At 58.4% G+C, this 22,963-nt stretch carries 21 protein-coding genes; 18 read left to right on the top strand and 3 right to left on the bottom strand.

Features of this window, described 5'->3' with window-relative positions:
• Positions 1-5: 5 nt before the first annotated feature.
• A complete protein-coding gene (locus tag R0V12_RS01780) occupies positions 6-1,787 on the top strand; it encodes a proline--tRNA ligase (protein WP_256008100.1) in 1,782 nt (593 codons plus the stop codon).
• Between the two features lie 20 nt (positions 1,788-1,807).
• Here R0V12_RS01780 and R0V12_RS01775 read toward each other — a convergent pair whose 3' ends face one another.
• Complete coding sequence (locus tag R0V12_RS01775) at positions 1,808-2,623, bottom strand: DUF4439 domain-containing protein (RefSeq protein ID WP_256008101.1); 816 nt, start codon at positions 2,621-2,623, stop codon at positions 1,808-1,810.
• A 42-nt stretch (positions 2,624-2,665) separates the two neighbouring features.
• On the opposite strand from R0V12_RS01775, the gene rimP reads away from it, so the two are divergent.
• From rimP to R0V12_RS01730, 9 genes are all read left to right on the top strand, one after another.
• The gene (gene rimP, locus R0V12_RS01770) at positions 2,666-3,217 is read left to right on the top strand and encodes a ribosome maturation factor RimP (protein ID WP_070362302.1); all 552 of its coding nucleotides are present in this window, start codon (positions 2,666-2,668) and stop codon (positions 3,215-3,217) included.
• Between the two features lie 19 nt (positions 3,218-3,236).
• Positions 3,237-4,241 (top strand): transcription termination factor NusA, encoded by a 1,005-nt coding sequence (gene nusA / locus R0V12_RS01765; protein ID WP_070478894.1) that lies wholly within the window; start codon positions 3,237-3,239, stop codon positions 4,239-4,241.
• A 155-nt stretch (positions 4,242-4,396) separates the two neighbouring features.
• Positions 4,397-4,711: a YlxR family protein gene (locus tag R0V12_RS01760; RefSeq protein ID WP_320072702.1), complete on the top strand. Its 315-nt coding sequence runs from the start codon at positions 4,397-4,399 to the stop codon at positions 4,709-4,711.
• A gap of 106 nt (positions 4,712-4,817) precedes the next feature.
• The gene (infB, locus tag R0V12_RS01755; RefSeq protein WP_320072701.1) at positions 4,818-7,577 is read left to right on the top strand and encodes a translation initiation factor IF-2; all 2,760 of its coding nucleotides are present in this window, start codon (positions 4,818-4,820) and stop codon (positions 7,575-7,577) included.
• Positions 7,578-7,713: 136 nt separating this feature from the next.
• Positions 7,714-8,148 (top strand): 30S ribosome-binding factor RbfA, encoded by a 435-nt coding sequence (rbfA, locus tag R0V12_RS01750; RefSeq protein WP_070362305.1) that lies wholly within the window; start codon positions 7,714-7,716, stop codon positions 8,146-8,148.
• A gap of 5 nt (positions 8,149-8,153) precedes the next feature.
• The gene (locus R0V12_RS01745) at positions 8,154-9,140 is read left to right on the top strand and encodes a DHH family phosphoesterase (protein ID WP_070976709.1); all 987 of its coding nucleotides are present in this window, start codon (positions 8,154-8,156) and stop codon (positions 9,138-9,140) included.
• A 12-nt stretch (positions 9,141-9,152) separates the two neighbouring features.
• Positions 9,153-10,466, top strand: coding sequence for an MATE family efflux transporter (locus R0V12_RS01740; protein WP_070976712.1), 1,314 nt, complete (start codon positions 9,153-9,155; stop codon positions 10,464-10,466).
• A 7-nt stretch (positions 10,467-10,473) separates the two neighbouring features.
• On the top strand, positions 10,474-11,277 hold the full coding sequence (locus R0V12_RS01735) for a metallophosphoesterase family protein (protein WP_070478902.1): 804 nt from the start codon (positions 10,474-10,476) through the stop codon (positions 11,275-11,277).
• Positions 11,277-11,930: a 4'-phosphopantetheinyl transferase family protein gene (locus R0V12_RS01730; RefSeq protein ID WP_070362309.1), complete on the top strand. Its 654-nt coding sequence runs from the start codon at positions 11,277-11,279 to the stop codon at positions 11,928-11,930. The genes R0V12_RS01735 and R0V12_RS01730 overlap by 1 nt, the downstream gene beginning before the upstream one ends.
• 31 nt (positions 11,931-11,961) lie before the next feature.
• Here the strand turns inward: R0V12_RS01730 and truB are convergent, their stop codons facing one another.
• Entirely contained in the window at positions 11,962-12,855 is an 894-nt protein-coding gene (gene truB / locus R0V12_RS01725; protein WP_320072700.1) for a tRNA pseudouridine(55) synthase TruB, read from the bottom strand.
• Between the two features lie 30 nt (positions 12,856-12,885).
• Here truB and R0V12_RS01720 point away from each other — a divergent pair, with 30 nt between their 5' ends.
• The 4 genes from R0V12_RS01720 (at position 12,886) to R0V12_RS01705 (ending at position 17,695) form a co-directional block, all read left to right on the top strand.
• Entirely contained in the window at positions 12,886-13,878 is a 993-nt protein-coding gene (locus R0V12_RS01720) for a bifunctional riboflavin kinase/FAD synthetase (RefSeq protein ID WP_252930810.1), read from the top strand.
• A 38-nt stretch (positions 13,879-13,916) separates the two neighbouring features.
• Positions 13,917-14,870 (top strand): nucleoside hydrolase, encoded by a 954-nt coding sequence (locus R0V12_RS01715; protein WP_256005089.1) that lies wholly within the window; start codon positions 13,917-13,919, stop codon positions 14,868-14,870.
• Between the two features lie 99 nt (positions 14,871-14,969).
• Positions 14,970-15,239 (top strand): 30S ribosomal protein S15, encoded by a 270-nt coding sequence (gene rpsO, locus R0V12_RS01710; RefSeq protein ID WP_070362312.1) that lies wholly within the window; start codon positions 14,970-14,972, stop codon positions 15,237-15,239.
• 137 nt (positions 15,240-15,376) lie between these two features.
• Positions 15,377-17,695, top strand: coding sequence for a polyribonucleotide nucleotidyltransferase (locus R0V12_RS01705; protein WP_070362313.1), 2,319 nt, complete (start codon positions 15,377-15,379; stop codon positions 17,693-17,695).
• A 60-nt stretch (positions 17,696-17,755) separates the two neighbouring features.
• On the opposite strand, the gene R0V12_RS01700 is transcribed toward R0V12_RS01705, so the two are convergent.
• Entirely contained in the window at positions 17,756-18,370 is a 615-nt protein-coding gene (locus tag R0V12_RS01700; protein ID WP_141742246.1) for an AMIN-like domain-containing (lipo)protein, read from the bottom strand.
• Between the two features lie 97 nt (positions 18,371-18,467).
• On the opposite strand from R0V12_RS01700, the gene dapB reads away from it, so the two are divergent.
• The 4 genes from dapB to R0V12_RS01680 are packed head-to-tail and all read left to right on the top strand — an operon-like array spanning position 18,468 to position 22,939.
• Positions 18,468-19,214, top strand: a complete 747-nt coding sequence (gene dapB, locus R0V12_RS01695; protein ID WP_070478907.1) for a 4-hydroxy-tetrahydrodipicolinate reductase — start codon at positions 18,468-18,470, stop codon at positions 19,212-19,214.
• A 36-nt stretch (positions 19,215-19,250) separates the two neighbouring features.
• Positions 19,251-19,970 (top strand): FAD-dependent thymidylate synthase, encoded by a 720-nt coding sequence (gene thyX, locus R0V12_RS01690; protein WP_246814941.1) that lies wholly within the window; start codon positions 19,251-19,253, stop codon positions 19,968-19,970.
• Between the two features lie 45 nt (positions 19,971-20,015).
• Positions 20,016-20,924, top strand: a complete 909-nt coding sequence (gene dapA, locus R0V12_RS01685; RefSeq protein ID WP_070478911.1) for a 4-hydroxy-tetrahydrodipicolinate synthase — start codon at positions 20,016-20,018, stop codon at positions 20,922-20,924.
• A gap of 2 nt (positions 20,925-20,926) precedes the next feature.
• Positions 20,927-22,939 carry a ribonuclease J gene (locus R0V12_RS01680; RefSeq protein ID WP_070478912.1) on the top strand — a complete coding sequence of 671 codons (2,013 nt, stop codon included), beginning with the start codon at positions 20,927-20,929 and terminating at the stop codon, positions 22,937-22,939.
• Positions 22,940-22,963 lie beyond the last annotated feature (24 nt).

The raw sequence follows: 22,963 nt of genomic DNA, 5'->3' as shown, positions 1-22,963 counted from the left end.
GCCCCATGATTACACGCCTGTCAGAGCTATTCCTGCGCACACTGCGCGAGGACCCCGCCGATGCCGAAGTCCCCAGCCACAAACTGCTCGTCCGAGCAGGCTACGTCCGTCGCGCCGCGCCGGGCGTCTACAGCTGGCTGCCCCTCGGGCTTCGCACGCTGCGCAAGATCGAGGGCATCGTCCGTGAAGAAATGAACAGCATGGGCGCACAAGAGCTGTTGTTCCCAGCGCTTCTTCCACGCGAACCATACGAGCTGACCAATCGCTGGACCGAATACGGCGACGACCTGTTCCGCCTCAAAGACCGCAAGGGCGCCGACATGCTGCTCGGCCCAACCCACGAAGAGATGTTCACCGCGGCAGTCAAGGACATGTACTCCTCCTACAAGGACTTCCCGGTCACGCTCTACCAAATCCAGACCAAGTACCGCGACGAAGCACGCCCACGCGCCGGGATTCTCCGCGGCCGCGAGTTCGTAATGAAGGACTCCTACTCCTTCGACATGTCGGACGAAGGCCTGGACAACTCGTACGCCAAGCATCGTGAGACCTACCAGCGCATCTTTAACCGCGTTGGCATCCGCTATGAGATCTGCAAGGCAACCTCCGGAGCGATGGGTGGCTCCGCATCCGAGGAGTTCCTTGCGTACTCCGAGAACGGCGAGGACACCTTTGCTGTGTCGACCGCGGGAGATTACGCCGCCAACGTTGAGGCAGTGGCCACGGTTGCGCCTGAACCTCGCCCGACTGAAGGGCTGCCGGAGGCCGTCGAGCACGACACCCCAGCTTCCGAGACCATCGCGGCACTCGTGGAGTGGGCGCAGGAAGCAGGAGTGCTTATCGACGGCCGCCCTGCCGAAGCCTCCGACACCCTGAAGTGCATGATGATCAAGGTCGACGACCCACGCGTGCTCGACGACAACGGTAAGCCGGTTGGCCCGCAACTGGTCGGCATTGTGATCCCGGGCGATCGCGAGCTCGACGAAAAGCGCCTGGAAGCTTCCCTGGAACCAGCCACGTTTGAGCTGGCCAGCGACGAGGACTTCGCAAAGAGTGACTTCCTGGTCAAGGGCTACGTCGGGCCGCGCGCACTGCAAGCCAACGGTGTACGCGTCCTCGCGGACCCGCGCGTAGTGGAAGGATCCGCGTGGATCACCGGTGCAGACGCTCCTCAGAAGCACGTCGTCGGCCTCGTTGCTGGCCGCGACTTCACCGTTGACGGGTTTATCGAAGCCGCCGAGATCAAGGAAGGCGACCCCTCACCGTCCGGCAACGGCACTGTGAAGCTCGCCCGTGGCATCGAACTGGGCCATATCTTCCAGCTTGGTCGCAAGTACACCGAAGCGATGGACGTGCAGATCCTGGACGAAAACGGCAAGCGTGCTGTCCCTACCATGGGTTCCTACGGTATCGGCATCTCCCGCATGATGGCCGTCGTTGCCGAGCAGAAGCACGACGAAAAGGGGCTTGTGTGGCCAGCTGCAGTCGCGCCGTACCAGGTGCACGTCGCCGTTGCGAACAAGGACAAGGCAGCCATGGAAGCCGGCGACGCACTCGTGCAGGAACTCAGCGACAAGGGCATTGAGGTTCTTTACGACGACCGCCCAAAGGTGTCCCCGGGCGTCAAGTTCAAGGATGCCGAATTGCTCGGCATGCCGTTCGTTGTGATCCTCGGTCGCTCGTTCGCCGACGGCATCGTTGAGCTTCGCATCCGCGGCGGCGAGACCCTTGAGGTCCCAGCTGGTGAGGTTGTGGCGAAGCTGCAGCAGCTCATCGCCGAAAGCTAATTCGGCAGTAGCAAGGAGCCTTATGCTTGCTGCGCGTGCGCGGCAAGCATAAGGCTTTGTTGTTTCCACTCGGAAGAGCTGGCTTGGGATACGGTTCCCCTCCAGGTATTGGTGAGCTGGGCGGAGAGGGCGTCGACAAGCGCTTCGGCATCTGCTGCATCATTGAGCGCATCATCGTGGGCGAGTTGATACCCAGCTGCTGCGACTGGAATCGAGTCAGCATCGCGCAGTGCGCTGCGCAGGAACGCGACGCGCACATCGGAGGCGTCCTCCAACGTGGCGATACGCGCGTGCAGCGGCGCATCCGCATATGCCTTTGCCAGCCCCAGCCCATAGAGGAACTCGTACTCTGTTTTGAGCGCCGCACTGGCAAGCTCGATATCGCCCTTGTTTTGCAGTGCGGCGACGTCCTCAGCGTCGAGTTCGGGGCCGATTGCCGCGATGATGTCGACGGCCTGCGCCGCAACTAAGTCTCGCGACTGCGCTGGAACCTTCTCCAAAGAAGCTGTCACGGACTGCTCGACGAACTCTTGCAGAGCTGCATCGTCGCTGACGCCCACGGCTTCACCAGGACCGGTGGAAAACTCGCAGCTGCGCGGCAACTCCGCGTCAATGTTGCCGCAGAGTCGCGCAACCTCTCCAAAAAGCTCATCCGCCTGCTTGCCACGAAGCTCAGCGAGTGCTGGATCCGAAAGACTGCGCGCATCCGCAGTCGCCTGTTGCGCAAGGCCAAGCACTGCTTTGTCGGGGCGGGGCCCAACAACACCGAGAAGGTCGCACGACGAAAGCGTCAGCGACAACGGCACCGCAAGAACAGCAACCAGCAATTTTTTCACGGGGAAAACGCTAGCACGTTTGCGTCGCGCTATGGTGGGCACATGGCTTTTCCAACTCCCCAAGAACTAGAGACACTCATTGAGCCGCTGGCCCAACGCCACAACATGGACATCGAACACGTCAAGGCAGTGAAGGCTGGCAAGAAATCCCAGATTGTCATCGCGCTTGATGCCGATGCGCGTCCAACGCTCGACGAGCTCGAGGTAGTGTCCAACGAAATCGGGGAGTTCCTCGACGAACAGGAAGAAGTCGGAGCGTTCTCATTCGGTGCTGGTTACACGCTGGAAGTGACCACCCCAGGCGTCGACTTACCGCTCACAGCACCGCGCCACTGGCGTCGTAACCGCGGACGGTTGGTGAAGCTCAACGACACCAACGGCCAGAGTTCTATCTGGCGCATTGGCGCGATGAACTCCGAGGAAACGAAGGTCGCGCTGATCGAGGCAGGGAAGAAGACCCCGGCGGTGCAAATCTTGGAAGTTTCCGAAATGCCGAAATCGGTGGTAGAAATTGAGTTCAACACGCCGCCCGCTGCTGAGCGAGAACTCAGCGAGGCGACGTTTGAAGAAGCAGAAGTAGCAGCAACCCTGTAAGGGATCCGGAGGAAGACAAGTGAATATTGACGTCCAAGTCTTGAAGAACATCGAAGCACAGCAAGGAATTGGGTTCGACGAACTACTCGAGACCATCGCCTCGGCGCTGCTCTTCGCGTACACGGACAACCTGGAGCACCCCCAGGATGAACACCACAAGGCGCGCGTCGACATCGACTCCGAAACCGGTGACGTTGCCGTCATGGTTTCTGAGCTCGACGCTGAGGGCGAAATTATCTCGGAGTACGACGCCACCCCGGTCAACTTTTCTCGAATCGGTGCGAGGGCCGTGCGCGACGCCATCAAGGGCAAGCTATTGGCCGTCGAAGCTGGTCGCGTGTACGAGGAGTACTCCGGCGCTGAAGGTACTGTTGTCTCAGGCATCGTGCAGCGGGACGCGCAAGCGGAAGCACGCGGAATCTCCGTGGTGCAGCTTGGAACCGAAGCCGATCCACAGGATGGCCTGCTCATCCCGGCAGAAAAGATCCCTTCCGAAACGCTCAAGCACGGTGACCGCATTAAGGCGTACGTAGTTGGCGTCAATAAGTCTGACCGTCGTGTGCAGGTAAGCCTGTCGCGCACGCACCCTGAGCTCGTGCGCGGGTTGTTCGCGCTTGAGGTCCCGGAAATCGCAGATGGCACCGTTGAGATCGTGGGCATTGCCCGTGAGGCGGGGCACCGCTCCAAGATCGCTGTACGGGCGACGGTGAAGGGTGTCAACGCGAAAGGCGCATGCATCGGCCCGCGCGGCTCGCGTGTCTCAAACGTGATGAAGGAGCTCGGTGGGGAAAAGATCGACATCATCGACTGGGCAGAGGATCCGGCTACGTATGTTGGTAACTCACTGGCGCCATCAAAGGTTGTCAAGGTCGAGGTCGTCGACCCAGTGGCGCAAGTAGCGCGTGTTACCGTGCCCGACTACCAGCTGTCACTTGCGATTGGCAAGGAGGGGCAGAACGCACGTCTGGCTGCTCGCCTTACCGGTTGGAAGATCGACATCCACTCCGACGCAGCCGCAGATTAACGACGCCAGATCCTGGCCTCTGTGTCGGGAATTCACACAACGCTTATAAAAACTTGGCAAAGTGGCGTAGGCTGGTCCGTGGCTAATTTTCCCATCGTGGTGTTGGCCACGCGATAGCCGTTCAGCAATGTCGAGTATGTGGAAGAAGGGTGTGGATGACTTCAGCGAGCGAACGCTCAATCCGTCGTCGCACCTGTATAGCCACAGGCCGGAAACTTCCAGATAGGGAATTGCTCCGGGTTGTTGCTGACGGTACTGTTCCAGGTGTTGTTCTTGCAGATCCCACCCGATCATTACCTGGGCGGGGAGCGTGGATAACCCCTACATGGGATGCATTAAAGCTGGCGGAAGGGCGTAGAGCTTTCTCTCGCGCCCTCCGTCTGTCCGCTCCTGCGGACGTAGGTCATGTACACAAGTACCTCGCTGAAAAGGCGAAAGACCCAACAGAAGTAAGGAAGACCGAACACTGATGAGAACGCAACAATGAAGCAGCATCAGCGATGAAAGTCATAATCAACGTCTAGAGGCCGGTCGCCGTTTCCGGTGCCGCCCTCTAGCCCAACTAAGAGGAGACACGTGCCCGGAAAGCTACGCGTACACGAGCTTGCAAAACGACTCGGCGTAACAAGCAAGGAACTACTCGCCACTCTGAAGGAAGAGGGCGAATTCGTAAAGACAGCTTCCTCCACCATTGAGCCTCCCGTCGTCAAGAAGATGACGGCACTGTACGAGCAAAAGAATGGTGGCGGAGAAGAAGCATCCGCGAAGGATAAGGATGCAGCGAAGCCCGCTGGTAAGGCGTCGAAGCCTGCAGCAGCAAAGCCTGCGGCACCAAAGCCAAGTGCTGCAAAACCTGCGGCACCAAAGCCCGGTGCTGCCACACCAGCCGCTCCAAAGCCCGGCGCTGCTAAGCCAGCTGCCCCGAAGCCTGCAGCAGCAAAGCCAGCAGCACCGAAGCCAAGTGCTGCAAAGCCAGCGGCTCCGAAGCCTGCCGCAGCGAAACCTGCAGCACCGAAGCCGTCGGGTATGCCGCGACCGATGCCGAAGCCGGGTGGCCGCCCACGGGTAGCCAACAACCCATTTTCTTCCAACACCGGTGGAGCACGACCAGCTCCACGTCCAGGTGGTCGCGGTGCACAGGGTGGCCGTGGTGGTCAGCCTGGTCGTGGTGGGCAGGGTGGCCCACGCCCAGGGCAGAACCAGGGCCAGGGTCGCGGGACTGGCGCGCAGCGTCAAGGTAGCCGTCGTCCGTCCCCAGCAGATATGGCAGCGGCACCGTCGCCAACGCAAATGCCACGCAAGGCGGCTGGGTCGGACAACCGTGGTGGTCGTGGGCACGGCCGCGGCCGTGGTGGACACGGCCCGGGCGGCCCACAGGGCGGCGGTTTCCGCGGTCGCGGTGGACGTCGTGGCGGAACCGCTGGTGCATTCGGCCGTCCAGGTGGCGCACCAGGGCGTCGTCGTAAGTCGAAGGGTCAGAAGAGGGCCGAGTACGAAGAGATGCACGCACCAAACGTTATCGGTGGCGTACGTCTTCCCGATGGCGGTGGCAAGACTGTGCGTCTGCGTCAGGGCGCGACCTTGGCTGACTTCGCTGACAAGATCGGTACCGAAGCATCGAACCTGGTGCAGGCGCTGTTCAACCTTGGTGAAATGGTAACGGCAACGCAGTCGGTTCCTGAGGAGACGCTGCAGCTACTCGGTGCCGAAATTAACTACGAGGTTAAGATCGTCTCTCCTGAGGACGAGGACCGCGAACTTCTCGAGTCCTTCGACCTCCAGTTCGGTGAGGATGAAGGCACCGAAGAGGACCTTGAACAGCGCCCACCAGTGGTGTCTGTCATGGGTCACGTGGACCACGGTAAGACCCGCTTGCTGGATACAATTCGTCGCGCCAACGTTGGGCGCGGCGAGGCCGGCGGTATTACCCAGGGCATCGGTGCGTACCAGACCACCGTTGAGCTGGAGGGCGTTGAGCGTAAGATCACCTTCCTCGATACCCCAGGTCACGAGGCGTTCACGGCAATGCGTGCCCGCGGTGCGAAGTCGACCGACCTCGCTATCCTCGTTGTCGCTGCTGACGACGGCGTGATGCCACAGACGGTTGAGGCTATCAACCACGCCAAGGCTGCAGACCTGCCTATCGTGGTTGCAGTGAACAAGGTGGATAAGCCGGAGGCTTCGCCGGAGAAGATCCGTGGTCAGCTGACCGAATACGGACTGGTTCCGGAGGAGTACGGCGGTGACACCATGTTCATCGACATCTCCGCGAAGCAGGGCACCGGCATCGATGAACTGCTCGAGGCAGTCTTGCTGACCGCCGACGCAGCTCTCGAGCTGCAGGCGAACCCGGACATGGATGCACAGGGCGTGGCTATCGAGTCGCACCTCGACCGTGGCCGTGGCCCAGTCTCCACCGTTATCGTGCAGCGCGGTACGTTGCGCGTCGGCGACTCCATCGTTGTGGGCGGCAACTTCGGCCGTGTCCGCCGAATGGTCGACGAGTGGGGCAACGACGTTGAAGAGGCTGGCCCGTCCCGCCCGGTACAGGTACAAGGCCTCAATGGCGTTCCTGGTCCAGGCGACAACCTCCTGGTAGTCGAGGACGACCGTGTTGCCCGCCAGATCGCTGCGCAGCGCGACGCCCGTCATCGCGCTGCTATGCAGGCGCGCAACAAGAAGCGCGTCTCTCTGGAGAACCTGGATCAGGCGCTCAAGGAGACCAGCCAGCTCAACCTCATCCTCAAGGGCGACAACGCCGGTTCGGTGGAAGCTCTGGAGGAGGCGCTGCTCAAGATCGAGGTCGACGACGAAGTCGAGGTAAACATCATCGACCGTGGCGTCGGTGCTGTTACCCAGACCAACGTCGTGCTCGCGGCCGCTTCCGACGCTGTCATCGTGGCATTCAATGTCCGCGCTGAGGGCAAGGCCACGGAAGAAGCCAACAACGAGGGCGTCGAGATTCGTTACTACTCGGTGATCTACAAGGCGATCGAGGAAGTCGAGGCAGCCCTGAAGGGCATGCTGAAGCCGATCTACGAAGAGAAGGACCTGGGCAAGGCCGAGATCCGTCAGATCTTCAAGGCATCTTCTGTCGGCCTCATCGCAGGCTGCATGGTTACCGAAGGCAAGGTCAAGCGTGGAGCGAAGATTCGCCTCGTGCGCGACGGCAACGTTGTTACCTCGGACGCGACCATCGACTCGCTGCGACGCGAGAAGGACGACGCAACAGAGGTTGCAAAGGGCTACGAATGCGGCATGGTGCTGTCCTACCCGGACATCCAGGTCGACGACATCATCGAGACATACGAGATGGTGGAAGTCCCCCGCGACTAGCCGGTAGAGAGATAACGGCCCTGCTCTTTCGCAAATGCGAAGTGAGCAGGGCCGTTTCTTTTCTTGAAGTAGTGGGCTGCGTCGTAGCAGGGTAGACTGTTCGGAGGTTTAGTGCCAATGAAGTAAAGGAGACGAAATGTCAGAGAACCCTCGCGCGCAGCGCCTGGCGAAGCAGATCCAAATGATCGTCGCTTCGGCGATAGAGCGTGAAGTGAAAGACCGTCGCCTCGAATTGGTGACTATTACGGACGTCCGGATGACCGGCGACCTACATGATGCGACTGTCTACTACACGGTCCGCGGAAAGAATATCGACGACGAGCCGGATTACGATCAGGCTGCAGAGGCGCTGCACCGTCACCGAGGACAGATCCGCAAGATCGTTGGCGACCAGTTGAGCGTCCGCTTTACTCCTACGATTGAGTTCAAGCTTGATACGGTGCCGGAGTCCTCGGCGCGGATGGAAGAGCTGCTGGAGAAAGCTCGTCGTCGCGATGAGGAGCTGGCGCGACTGCGAGAGAACGCCCAGCCAGCAGGTGAGGAAAACCCGTATAAGACGATTGAAGAGTAGGCACTATGGCTTTGTTATTTCCCCAAGCAGAGGCTGAATTTAGCAAAGTTGCTGGCGCCATTAAGAGCGCGTCGAATGTTGCGGTGCTGGCCCATATCAAGCCCGATGCTGATGCGATTGGATCGGCGTGCGCTCTTGTTCGAGGATTGCGGCAGATCGGAATTGAAGCCAGTGCTTACATCGGCCAGCCATTCCCGCACGCAAATAACCTGCGCTCTATTCCGGGGGTTGATGAGGTCGTCTATGGGGAAGCGTTACCAGCGGATGGGCTGATCGTCACGGTTGATTGTGCCTCGGTAGACCGAACGGGATGCTACCAATCTGAGCTTATGGCGCAGCAAGAGCGGGTGATCGTGCTTGACCATCACCGTTCGAATGACGGGTTCGGAGCGCGGAACCTCATTATCGATTCTGAATCGACGACGACTATCATCCGGGAGCTGTTCACGTACCTCGGCGTCGAGTTAGATGCTGAACTGGCCTACTGCCTGTATTCCGGGCTTGTCACCGACACAGGTAACTTCCGTTGGGGTTCCCCGAGAATGCATACGCTTGCTGGAGAGTTGTTGGAATTCGGGCTCAATCCAAGGAACATATCCCTGCAGCTTTCGGACGAGATGACGGCCGATGACCTACGTTTGATGGGTAGTGCATTAGCAAGCTTGGAATCACGCCAAGTCGATGATCTCACAGTTTCGTTCATGTGTATTGATGAAGCTGCGATGCAAGCGATGAGCCAAACTGCCGTTGAAGCCGTAATTGATTACGCGCGTGTCCTCGTTGGCAGTGACGTCGGGGTTGTACTCAAGCAGTTCCACCCGGAGCGGTGGGGGATTTCCTTGCGCTCGACAAAGGTAGATGTCTCCGTCGTTGCAAGTGCGCTCGGCGGGGGTGGTCACCGCCCGGCTGCGGGGTACTCAGCGCAAGGAACGAAAGAGCAGGTACAAGATCAGCTTCTGGCTGCATTGCATGACGCATACGTTGCGGAGTAAGGCTGCTCCTGTATGACGAATACGCATGGTGTGCGGGCGCGTGACATTTTTGCCCTGGCGCTACCGGCCCTCGGCGTGCTTGCGGCGAATCCTCTGTATTTGCTGCTGGATACTGCTGTGGTTGGAAGGCTGGGCACGGTTGAGCTTGCGGCGCTCGCTGCTGGTACTGCGGTGCAATCTACGGTGACCACGCAGCTGACGTTTCTTTCCTACGGCACTACCGCGCGTAGCTCGCGTCTTTACGGCGCAGGTCGGCGTGCTGATGCGGTCGCGGAAGGCGTCCAGGCTTCGTGGGTGGCAATACTCGTGGGCCTCGGATTGGCGTCGATTATTTGGCTGTTCGCCGAACCCATCGCGTTTGCGTTGACTCAGAATGCGGAAACGTCTGCTGACGCGGCGCAGTGGATGCATGTCGCGGCGGTCGCTATTCCGCTGACGCTGCTGATTATGGCAGGTAATGGTTGGATGCGAGGAGTGCAAAACACCAGGCTACCGTTTGTGTTGACGCTGTGCGGTCTTGTACCCGGGGCGGTTCTATTGCCTTTGCTTGTTGACCACTTTGGGCTGGTGGGCTCTGCTGTGGCCAACGTAATAGGAATGGGAATTACCGCTTCACTATTCGTTGGGGCGCTTGTAAAGGAACATCGAGGAGAGGGCGCTGTTTGGCGCCCACAGTGCAATGTCATTGCCCATCAGTTGGTGCTTGGACGTGACTTGATTTTGCGCTCCGCCTCCTTTCAGATTTCGTTGCTCGCCGCTACTGCAGTCGCTGGTCGTTTTGGTGTCTTCGCATTGGCCGCGCACCAGGTATTGCTGCAGTTGTGGAACTTCCTGAGCCTCGTGCTGGACTCGCTCGCAATTGCAGCTCAGACGCTTACAGGGGCTGCACTTGGGCAGGGAAACGTGGAGCGCGCAAGAGGGACAGGTGCAGCTGTTACGCGCTACGCTACGGTGTTTGCGGTTGTGCTCGCTGCGGTTTTTCTTGTGTTCGATGGGCCAATCCAGTCGATTTTTACGCATGATCCTGGCATGGCAGACGCGCTGGCTGTCCCTTGGCGGTGGTTGGTGGCGATGATCGTTGTGGGGGGTGCGGTGTTTGCGCTCGACGGGGTGCTGCTTGGAGCGAGTGACGCTGTCTTCCTGCGCAACCTTTCGATTGGCGCAATGCTCGGTGGATTTTTGCCTTTGACGTTGTTGTCCATGTGGCTGGGGTGGGGTCTCGCGGGTGTGTGGGCCGGCTATTTTGTCTCAGTCGTGTTGCGTCTGGTGGGAGTGCTGTGGCGGTTCCGTTCGATGAAGTGGGCGCGCACCGGGGTAGAGGAGTGAGTACGTCATGCTAGGTCCGACACTGTGGGCGGTCAGCGACCTGCATGCTGCAGTGAAGGCGAATCAGGCCAAGATCGACCTCATTCAACCGCGGCATGAGGGGGATTGGCTGATTGTCGCGGGTGATGTTGCAGAGAAATTTGAGCTGATAGTCAACGTGATGGGTGTACTTGCTCAACGGTTTGAGAAAGTCATCTGGGCCCCTGGAAACCACGAGCTGTTCTCTAGCGAGCGATCACGCTACAGAGGCCGTGATAAGTACGTTGCGCTAGTCCAGGCAATGCGAGAACTCGGCGTTGTAACGCCTGAGGACCCGTACCCGGTATTCCACGGCATTACGGTGGCGCCACTGTTTACTCTGTACGACTACTCGTTTCGCCCTCAGCATTTAAGTGTCGACGCCGCGCTGAAGAAAGCTCGCGACAACAACATTCTGATGACGGACGAGTTTGCTATCCGCCCATTTGTAGATACTCGTGCGTGGTGCTGGGAGCGCTTGGCGTACACAACGAAGCGCCTTTCTCGCGTGCACGGGAAGACGATCTTGGTCAACCACTGGCCACTGGTAAAGGAGCCAACGCACCGCCTGTTCTACGGGGACATTGCCATGTGGTGCGGGACCCGGCACACGCGCAGTTGGCCTAAGCGGTTCCAGGCACAGGCCGTAGTCTACGGACACCTTCATATCCCGGGGACCGTACATGTAGACGGCATTCCGCATATTGAAGTGTCGTTGGGGTACCCCAGGGAGTGGCAGCGCTGGCCAGAGGAACATCGTTGGCCGTACCCAGTCTGGGAGGTGAACCGCTAGTGCGCGATCTGTCATTATTCCCTCCCTCTGCGCGGTTCGTCTCTCTTCGAACCGATGACGGCCATAATCTCCGCAATTACGATAATCTCGACGAGCAGGAGAAAGGCGTTGTCCGCGGAGCGGTCGATATCCGGAAAGGGGAGTTCGGCGATGCCCGTTGGTGTGCGCACCGCGCCCTCGACGAACTAGGGGTCGAAGGTCCTCACCGCATCATGCGGGGCGAAGCTGGGATGCCGTTGTGGCCCGACGGCGTGTGCGGCTCCTTGACGCATACGGATGGTTTTCGTGCGGCGGTCGTTGCGCCACTCAACAAGGTGCGCTCTATCGGTATTGATGCTGAGCTGGCGGAGCCGCTTCCGGAAGGCGTATTGCCCCAAATCGCGTGCCCAACCGAGCTTGAGATGTTGGACGCACTTCGGGCAGAGGGCTGCTTCTGGGCTGATCGGCTGCTGTTCTGCGCGAAAGAGGCCACATATAAGTGTTGGTTCCCGTTGGCGCGAAAGATGTTGGAATTCGATCAGGCGGAAATCTATATCCGGCCGAACGGAACATTTGTTTCGTACATTCTCGAGCGGCCGACGCCCGCTCCGTTCTTTGAGGGGCGCTGGGTGCACCGGGCTGGCTACGTCATCACTTCTGCGTTTCTGTTGTAGCGACAAACGCGAAAAACGGCGTTAGCGCTGACTACAGCGTGGATGGGCGCGCGACAAACACCGTGGCAAGACGCTTCTTGGATTCTTTCACAAGGGCGACGACGCGGCCGTCGTCACGTTGTGCAGCGTGTACACCCGAAAGTCCGCGAGGTTCGAGCCATTTGCCCATAGCGAGGGCGTCGTATTCATCGTTGGTGACGGGCAGTACCGGCCAACAGGTAGCGCAGGCTTCGTTGAGGGTGAGGCTGAAGCGCGGGTGAGCCTGGATGTCTTCCAGCTCCAATGCGTGCTCGAGGTTAAAGGGCCCGACTGTGGTTCGGCGAAGCGCAGTCAGGTGCCCGCCGGTGTGTAGGGTCTCACCTAGATCGCGTGCGAGCGCGCGAATGTACGTCCCCGAGGAGCAGTGCACACGGACATCGACGTCAATCCAGGTATCGACGCGAGCGATGCCCAAAATGCTGTACTCATGAATTGTTACTGGTCGGGCTGGGATCTCGACATCGTGTCCTTCGCGGACGAGCTGATGTGCGCGCTTGCCGTCGATTTTGATTGCGGACACGCTTGAGGGGCGCTGCATGATATCGCCGCGGAAGCTGTCGATGGCGTCGATAATGTCGGCGTCAGTGACTGCATCGGTGGGGGAGGTGCTGACGACCTCGCCCTCGGCGTCATCCGTCGTGGTGGTGGCGCCGAGCCGAATGGTTGCCTCGTACGTTTTGGTTTCCGCGACGAGGTGGGCGAGGAGCTTTGTGCCGCGCTCGATACCGACAACCAGTACTCCAGTCGCCATCGGATCCAAGGTGCCGGCATGACCAACTTTGCGGGTCCCGAAAGCACGGCGAAGGCGTGCGACCACGTCGTGGCTTGTGAGACCTTGTGGCTTATCGATGACAACAATTCCAGATGTAGCGAGGGGATCACTCATAGCTCTTTAGTATGCCGTACGCTATTGCACGTGGATATTTTGCACGGTCTTAATGCTGTCCCGGAATCGTTTGGTGCCCTCGACGGCACCGTGCTGACGATAGGGGTCTTTGACGGAGTCCACCGCGGTCACCAGATGCTGATCAAAGCAGCTGTTGATGAGGCGAAGCGTCTCCAGGTGCCATGCGTGGTGATGACATTTGAGCCGCACCCGGTAGCAGTATTTCGTCCGGAAGCCGCACCCACGGCGCTGATGCCACTCGAGGAGCGGGCGCGGCTCATCGCTGAGCTTGGCGTGGACGCGCTGATTGTTATCGATTTCCGCAAAGAGCTTGCGGGGGAGAGTGCACAAGACTATTTCGACAAAGTAGTGATGGGCACCTTGCATGCTCGTCATGTCTTTGTGGGCGAGAATTTTACGTTCGGACGTAACGCTTCCGGCACGTCGCAGACGATGGTGCAGCTCGGTGAGCAGAATGGTGTTGATGTGACGGTAGTCCGCCTGCTGAAAGAGGGTGCGACAAGAATTTGTTCAACGGCGATTCGGGACGAGCTTGCGCAGGGCAACATCAGCGTGGCTAAGGACTACATGGGCAGGCCGTTCTCCGTTGTGGGTCCGATCGAGCGGGGTGCTGGGCGAGGAGGTCGCGAGCTCGGTTACCCGACCGCGAATCAGTATGTTGCTGATGTCTCTGCCCTCCCGAAGGATGGGGTGTACGCGGGGTGGCTCACAATTATCGACGATGCCCCCATCGGCGGGAACATGGTTCCGGGAAAGCGCTACCCGGCTGCGATTTCAGTCGGCACTAATCCGACGTTCGGTGACAAGCGGCGCAGTGTCGAGTCCTACGTGCTTGATAGAGATGCTGACCTTTACGATCGGATGGCCCGCGTCGAATTCGTGGCGAAGGTTCGCGACATGGTCAAGTTCGATTCCGTTGACGAGCTTCTGGAGCACATGGCTCGGGACGTTTCCCGGACCCGCGAGCTCTTAAGCGAGCCTGTTGCTGATTCCGTAGAATAAAGCCGTTGCTGATCTGTGTTGCTTGAAAGGTTTTTGCTGTGACCATCAAGATGATTCTCGACGTAGACACCGGTATCGACGACGCGTTGGCGTTGGCATATGCTATGGCTTCACCTGAAGTGGAACTTGTCGGCGTGACATCGACATATGGAAACGTCACGGTGGCTGATAGTGTTCGCAACAGTCTCGCGATTCTCGAGTTATTCGGGCGCACCGATATTCCCGTGTTCGCTGGCCCGACGCATGCTCGTGCCAAGGATAGCTTTGAAGTTCTGGAGATTTCGCAGTTCATTCACGGCGTAAACGGTATAGGGGAGGCGCAACTTCCGGATGCCCATCGCGCTGTCGAGGAAGCCTCCGCGGTGGACTTCATGGTCGACGCGTTCCACCGCTACGGCGACGAGTTAGTGGTTGTTCCTGTCGGGCCTCTGACGACGGTCGCAGCTGCCATGGAAGCCGATAAAGACTTTGCAGACAGTGCCAGGATTGTGATGATGGGCGGTGCGTTGACCGTGCCGGGAAACGTCAATACGTGCACTGAGGCGAACATCAATCAGGACCCCGAAGCTGCTGACTTTGTGATGCGCAGGGCACAGAACCTCACCATGATCGGGCTCGATGTCACTTTACAGACGTTGTTGACGTCGAAGGAAACCGCGGTGTGGAAGGAGTTGGGCACGTCTCAAGGCAACTTCTTGGCAAAGGCGACTGACTTTTACATCAAGGCATATGAAACAACTTCGCCGCATCTTGGTGGGTGCGGGCTGCATGACCCGTTGGCGGTAGCAGTTGCGATAGATCCCAGCCTGGTTGACTGCATTGGTATAAACCTGCGCACGGACCTCGAAGAGCCAACTCGTGGACGAACGATTGGGGACCCGGAGCGTCTGAATGACCCGAAGAAGACGAGTCAGGTTGCAGTTGGTGTTGACGTTGATCGATTCCTCGATGAGTTCATGACACGTTTGACCAACCTGGCGCGCAGCAGCTAAAGTAGTCCAGGCTTTGTGCGAGTTGAGACTGTGGTTCGCAGCAGTTGCAGCACAAAGTGGTCAAAGTATATGCGGACTGAAACAAATGAGGAGTTTTTCATGGCGCTGAACGCTGAGAAAAAGGCAGAGATTCTGAAGACCTACGGTGTGCACGAGACTGACACCGGTTCCCCGGAGGCGCAGGTTGCGCTGCTCACCGAGCGCATCAACAACCTGACTGAGCACCTGAAGTTCCACCAGCACGACCACCACTCCCGTCGTGGCCTGCTGCTGCTGGTTGGTCGCCGTCGTGGTCTGCTGAAGTACCTGCGCGAGAACAACGTGGAGCGCTACCGTGACCTGATTGCTCGTCTCGGCCTGCGTCGTTAAGACAATCACGTCATAAGGCTTCAAACCCCCGCTCTGGCTTTCAGGGCGGGGGTTTAGCTGTGTCTGGAGCGTGGTGAAATCCCTGGCAGGGTGGTAGAGTGTGCTTCGTTCTAAATGACACAAAAGCGGCGACATCGATGATCGCCCGGAGATCCAAGGAGAGGGATCAATTGAGCAGTTTTAAGCCGAGAAATTCGTACGAAATCCACGTTGATGAAGAGTATGGGGTTACCGAAGCAGTAGCGTCGCTCGACAATGGTGATTTCGGTTCTCGCACCATTCGTTTTGAGACGGGCCAGTTGGCTCGCCAGGCAGATGGCTCGGTGACGACCTACCTGGACGATGACACCATGATGCTTGCGACGACGACGGCGTCGAATAACCCCCGCGAAGGCTTTGATTTCTTCCCTCTGACCGTTGATGTCGAGGAGCGAATGTATGCCGCGGGCCGTATCCCGGGCTCGTTCTTCCGCCGCGAAGGCCGCCCATCCACCGAGGCGATCCTGGCTTGCCGTCTCATCGACCGCCCACTGCGCCCAACCTTCGTGAAGGGGCTGCGCAACGAGGTTCAGGTCGTGATTACCGTCCTGTCGATCGCCCCGGAAGAGTACTACGACGTTGTCGCTATCAACGGAGCTTCCGCGGCAACGCAGCTTTCTGGCCTGCCGGTTTCCGGCCCCGTTGGTGGTGTGCGTATGGCATTGATCGCTGACGATAAACACCCAGAAGGCCAGTGGGTTGCATTCCCGAATCACGAGCAGCACCAGCGTGCCATCTTCGAGATGGTTGTTGCGGGCCGCATTGTTGAGCGCAAGCGTGGCCGTAAGACGGAAGCGGATGTTGCAATCATGATGGTTGAGGCAGGAGCTGGCGCGAACGTCGTCAAGCTGATCGCTGACGGCGCACCTGCACCTACCGAGGAAACCGTCGCAGACGGTCTGGAGGCTGCGAAACCGTACATCAAGACGCTGTGTGAGGCGCAGCGCGACCTTGCAGCTCAGTTCGACAAGGAACGCAAGGAGTTTCCGCTATTCCCGGCATACACCGATGAGGTGTTTGAAGCAGTGGAGAAGAAGGCATCGAAGAAGCTCGCTTCCTTCCTGACCATCGCTGGCAAGCAGGAGCGCGAAGAGAAGATCAACGCGTACATCGAGGACATCGAAGAAGATGTGCTTGACCGCCTCGACGTCGACGAAGATGACGACGATGTTGCTGCTGTGGTGAAGGAGATTCGCGCGGCGTACAACGCACTGCAGAAGGAGATTGTTCGAGGCAAGATCCTGAAGGATGGCTACCGTATCGACGGTCGCAGCGTGACCGCGATCCGTGACCTTGGTGTTGAAGTCGAACTCGTCCCGCGTGCGCATGGTTCGGCACTGTTCGAGCGCGGCGAGACCCAGATCCTTGGTGTGACGACGCTTGACATGCTGAAGATGGAACAGCCAATCGATTCGCTGAGCCCTGAGACTTCGAAGCGTTACATTCACCACTACAACTTCCCACCGTATTCGACTGGTGAAACAGGTCGTGTTGGCTCCCCGAAGCGCCGCGAAATCGGTCACGGTGCGCTTGCAGAGCGCGCGTTGTTGCCAGTGATACCTTCGCGCGAAGACTTCCCGTACACGATTCGCCAGGTTTCTGAGGCGCTGAGCTCCAACGGTTCGACGTCGATGGGCTCCGTGTGCGCATCGACGTTGTCGCTGTACAACGCTGGTGTGCCACTGGCTGCTCCGGTCGCGGGTATTGCGATGGGCCTTGTGTCGGGTGACGTCGATGGTGAGACGAAGTACGTCGCTCTGACGGACATTCTGGGCGCGGAAGATGCGTTCGGAGATATGGACTTCAAGGTGGCAGGCACCCGCGAGTTCATCACCGCCCTGCAGCTTGATACCAAGCTGGACGGCATTCCTTCTGACGTGCTCGCTTCGGCTCTGAAGCAGGCGCATGATGCTCGAGAGACCATCCTGGACACGATGGCAGAGGTCATTGATTCGCCGGATGACATGAGCTCGTTGGCGCCGAAAATCACCACGGTGAAGGTTCCTGTTTCCAAGATTGGTGAGGTCATTGGCCCGAAGGGCAAGATGATCAACTCGATTACCGAGGAAACCGGCGCGGACATCTCGATTGAAGAGGACGGAACCGTGTACGTCTCGGCAACCAGTGGCGAAGCAGCAGACGCCGCGATCGACAAGATCAACGCAATTGCTAACCCACAGTTGCCGAAGGTAGGCGAGCACTACCTGGGTACCGTGGTCAAAACCGTTGCATTCGGCGCGTTCGTTTCGATCGTCCCGGGAACCGACGGCCTGATTCATATCTCGAACTTGGGTGGCAACAAGCGCATCGAGAAGGTCGAGGACGTTGTCAACGTCGGTGACAAGATCGAGGTCGAGATTCGTGATATTGATAATCGCGGCAAGATCTCCCTTGTTCCTGTTGAGCAGGACAAGTAGTCTCACCGCTTAAAGAAGTGGCCAGGGCATTTACGCCCTGGCCACTACGCGTTTGCCGAGCTAACGGTGGACGTCAATAACTAGCCGTGTTGGACTTTCCAACACCGTGGCCTCAAACGAACGCTGCCGGTCGAGTCCGATGAAGAACTGCGACTGGTTCTCAAACGTGCCGCCGTTGGTGATCCCAGCGACGTTGCCGGTTGCCAGCTGATATGGGCCAGCGGAGATAAGGTCAGGGTTGCTCGGGAGTCGATCCATCGGTGTGCCGTCGATGAGCACCTCCAAGATATTGTTACCGGTGACCGCGAGCTCGTGGCCGGAGGCCTGCTGGAGTGCCTTATCGGTGTACTGAATTCGGTATCCAGGTAGGCCATTGCCTGAGAACTCGAAGACGACGCGGTCATAAGTCTCATGGCTACCGACTCGAACATCCTGGAGCGTTAGCTCAGGGGCACCTTCGGGCGGAGCGAAAGCGTTGAGAGCGACTGGGGCTGCGGGAGATGCGGCAGCCGACACCGTTGACTCCGTAGCAGATGCGTCTTGCGTAGTGGTAGCTGTAGCGCTTTCAGTGGACGCGGTTGCTGTGGACGGCTCTGTCACTTCGGAGCCCGTGCCGCACGCGGTGAGCAGTGCAGCCACGGTGAGGACACCGGGGAGGATCAAGCTTCTCTTCATGCTTTTCGAGTGTACCGAACCACACCTGCCTCACGGCGCGCTACAGTGACAGCAGTAGATCGAATGTAACTCGTATGTAGAGAATTGAGGAATGAAAATGTCAATCAAAGTCGGTGTATTAGGGGCGCATGGGCGCGTTGGTACCGCAGTTGTAGCGGGCGTGCGCGCTGCTGATGATCTTGAACTTGTCGCCGAAATTGATAAAGACGACAGCTTAGACAAACTTCTGGACGCTGGCGCCGAAGTTATCGTTGACTTCACCACTCCTGACTCCGTTATGGGCAACCTCGAATTCTGCATCAAGCACGGTATCTACTGTGTTGTCGGTACAACAGGCTTTGACGACGATCGCTACGACCAAGTACGCAGCTGGTGTGCTGCTTCGCAGGGCACTGGCGTTCTCATTGCGCCTAACTTCGCCATCTCAGCTGTATTGACGATGTCCTTTGCTCGCCAGGCGGCCAAGTTCTTCGAGTCAGCCGAGGTAGTTGAGTACCACCATCCGAACAAGCTGGATGCACCGTCCGGCACTGCGGTAAAGACAGCGCAAGGGATTGCAGAGGCCCGAAAGGCCGCCGGAATGCAACCTTGTCCGGATGCCACTGTGCAGGAACTCGATGGAGCGCGCGGCACAGATATTGATGGTGTCCGAGTCCACGCTGTGCGTATGACCGGAATGGTTGCGCATGAGGAAGTTATCTTCGGCACCGTCGATCAGTCGTTGACTATCCGCCAAGATTCCTATGGGCGTGATTCGTTCGTACCGGGTGTATTGCTCGGCGTACGAAACGTCATGGATCATCCAGGCCTCACGATTGGCCTTGACAAGTTCCTCGGGCTGTAACAGATGCAGCCGCAGCGCCAACTCAGCATCCAGCTCGTGGCAGCATCAACGTTCGAACCGCCAGCCGGATTGGGCTGGTGGCCTTCATCTGGTGCAGCGACGGCGGATGCTGTCGTCGAATTTGCAGGCAGGGCAAGCTATGACTCCTTCGGCGACAATGAGTCTCACACTTCGAGCACGGACGCCTTCCTGCATCACATCATTGATGCCGGCAACCTCTCGCTGCTCGAGCATGCAAGCGTGACGCTGTATATTCAGGGAATCTCAATGGCCACCAGCCATGAGATATTGCGACACCGAGACTTTTCAGTCAGCGAGCTTTCACAGTACTCCTTACCTGAAGAGCAAAGAGGAGTCGTGGTTCCTAGCGTTGTGCAGCGGGACGAGCAACTTCAACGGTTTTTCGAGCACGCGATTGAAGACGCTGCGTTTGTGCACGACGAATTGCATAACGCGGTGGAAGCAAGTCTGACGGATGAGAAGAATGTGTTACTGCGCAAGCAACAGGTACGCGAGGCAGCTATGGCACTTGCTCCGGCTGCGAGAGAAACCCGACTTGTTGTCAGCGGCAACCTCCGGACTTGGCGGAATTTTGTTGCGACCAGGGCAGCTGAGCACAGTGGGGAGGAACTACGAGCAGTCGCCGTGAGGTGTCTGGAACTTTTGAGTGAGTGCGCACCCGTCTTGTTCGAGGACTTCGTTGTCACAACGCTGCCGGACGGGACTAAGAAGGCAACAACCCAGTACAAAACGTAGCGGTGGAGTTACATTCAGCCAGCAAAAAGGGTACGCTCTTTTGGCATGGGCACTTCTATGAAAGCTAGTATCGGTGCTGACGTTTTCGGCACAGTCTGCGTCGCAATGGTCACGCCGTTCGATAAGCATGGCGAGCTAGACGTTAAGGCAGGACGAGCATTAGCTGCCCACCTTGTCGGCAATGGCATTGATGCCCTCGTGCTTGCGGGCACGACGGGCGAATCGCCAACGACAACCAGTGAAGAGAAAGTCGCGTTACTGAAAGCGGTGCGTGAAGAAGTTGGCGATAGCGCCAAACTTATCGCCGGAGTAGGCACGAACGATACCCGAAAGTCCGTCGCATTGGCGAAGGAAGCTGCTGAGGCAGGGGCTGATGGCCTCTTGGTTGTCACGCCGTATTACTCGAAGCCGTCTCAAGACGGCGTGTTTGCGCACTTCCGGGAGATCGCGTCTGCAACTTCGTTGCCGATCTGCCTCTACGACATTCCAGGACGCTCTGCGATTCCGATTGCTTCGGACACCATTGCGAAGTTGGCGGAATTGCCAACCGTAGTTGCGATGAAGGACGCGAAAGGCGACTTCTTCCAGGCAGCACCGTTGATCCAATCAACAGGTCTGGCATGGTATTCGGGGGACGACCCTCTGAACCTGCCGTGGCTGGCCATGGGGGCAACCGGTGTGATCTCGGTTGTAGGCCACGCAGCACCGCAAGCATTGCGCGAGCTCATCACAAGCTTCGAGGAAGGCGACCTCGTCCGTGCGCGGGAAATTAACGCCAACGTCATCGATGTTCTCGCACATCAACAGGCGATTCTCGGTGGCACAACATTTGCAAAGGCTGCCCTGCGTCTGCAGGGCATTGAAGTAGGCGAACCACGCCTGCCAGTGGTCGGAGCGACCTCTGAGCAGGTAGAGGTTCTCAGAGAAGATTTGAAGAAGGCTGGAGTCCTTTAAGTATGAACGAACCCCGTACACGCTCACGCAAAGTGACGCGTAAAGCAGGGCCACCTGAGGCCACTGAACAGAAGCCGGTGTTTCAGGCACCGAAGCAGGCCGCAGGAACTGCAAGTAATGAAGATGACAAGGGCTCTGAGAAGTCACAGCGGGATAACAAGTCCCGGAACTCGAACGGAAATGGCGGTAACGGCAGGAATCGCCGCCGCGGCCGTGGACGCGGTAACAACGGCGGTGGCCGCCGTAACCCGGTGAAGTCGATGCAGGGCGCAGACTTGACGAAGCGCCTCCCGGCTCCTCCGAAGGCACCGAAGGGAACCCTGCGTATTTACGCCTTGGGTGGTATTTCCGAAATCGGTCGTAATATGACGGTGTTTGAATACAACGGACGCCTGCTCATCGTTGACTGTGGTGTGCTGTTCCCGAACTCCGGTGAACCAGGCGTTGATCTTGTGCTGCCTGACTTTGGTCCGATTGAAAAGAAGTTGGACAAGGTCGAGGCCCTGGTTGTCACTCATGGACATGAAGACCACATTGGCGCAATCCCGTGGCTGTTGAAGCTGCGCCCGGATATCCCGATTTACTCGTCGCGTTTCACCAATGCGCTGATTGCTGCGAAGACGAAGGAGCACCGTCAGCGTCCGAAGTTGCATGAGGTGAACAAGGATTCTTCCGTCAACTTGGGCCCATTCCACGTGCGTTTCTGGCACGTGAATCACTCCATTCCGCAGTGTCTCGGCCTGTCTATTAAGACCGGCGCGGGTCATGTTGTGATGACTGGTGATGTCAAGGTGGACCAGACTCCGTACGACGGAATGCCGACGGACCTGCCGGCGCTGTCGCGTTACGGTGACGAAGGCGTCGATCTGTTTATGTGTGACTCCACGAACGCTACGGTGCCGGGTATTTCTGCATCCGAGGCCGGTATCGAGGAGACACTGACGCGTTTGGTGAGCCAGGCGAAGCAGCGCGTTGTGATTGCTTCGTTTGCTTCCAACGTTGCTCGCGTCCAAATGGCAGTCAACGCGGCTGTAGCGAATGGTCGCAAGGTTGCCTTCAACGGCCGCTCCATGTTGAGAAATATGGAAATCGCCGAGAAGATGAGCCTGCTGAAGGCTCCGAAGAACACGATTATCCCTATCGAAGAAGCTGCCAAGATGGCGCCGCATAAGGTTGTGCTGATCACAACGGGTACGCAGGGCGAGCCGATGGCTGCGCTTTCGCGTATGTCGCGCCGTGAACACCGCCAGATCACCATCCGCGACGGTGACATGATCATCCTGTCGTCTTCCCTGATCCCAGGTAATGAGGAAGCTGTGTTCGCGGCGATCAACAACCTCGCACAAATCGGTGCGACTGTGGTGACGAACTCCGAAGCTCATGTCCACGCTTCTGGCCACGGCTACGCCGGTGAGCTTCTCTTCCTGTACAACGCAGCACGCCCGACTTGCGCTATGCCTGTGCACGGTGAGTGGCGCCACATGCGCGCGAACAAGGAGCTCGCTATTGCGACCGGTGTGAAGCCGGAGAATACCGCACTTGCTCAAAATGGTGTTGTGGTTGACATGACGAAGGGCAAGATCAAGGTTGTTGGCCAGTACCAGGTCGGACAGCTTTATGTTGATGGCGCGACGATGGGTGACGTAGACCCGGACGTGCTGGCAGACCGCAGCTCGCTTGCCTCAGGTGGCGTTGTCTCGATTACCTGCGTGATCGACGACCGCACGAGTAGCCTCATTGAGGTACCGCGCGTCTCCACCACTGGTTTCTCTGAAGACGACCGTGACTTCAATAAGAAGGTCGTCGAGCGTGTCCAGGAAGTTATGGGTGATTTGGCTGCAGAAGGGGAGAATGACCCGTACCGCATGGTGCAGCAGCTTCGTCGTCAGCTCTCGCGAACGATTGAGCAGAAGTACAAGCGTGAGCCAGTCATTCTTCCAACCGTGGTTCCAACCGCGGCGGATATTGGACCGGCAGAAGACGCTGATGTTCAAGCAACACGAGAGTCGCTTTAATACCTGACACTTTTGTGAGCAGAA

The organism is Corynebacterium sp. UMB2355A (genome assembly GCF_033877495.1).
Taxonomy (GTDB): domain Bacteria; phylum Actinomycetota; class Actinomycetes; order Mycobacteriales; family Mycobacteriaceae; genus Corynebacterium; species Corynebacterium pseudogenitalium.
The sequence above is the reverse complement of the archived record's forward strand: the minus strand, read 5'-3'. Positions and strand labels throughout refer to the sequence as shown.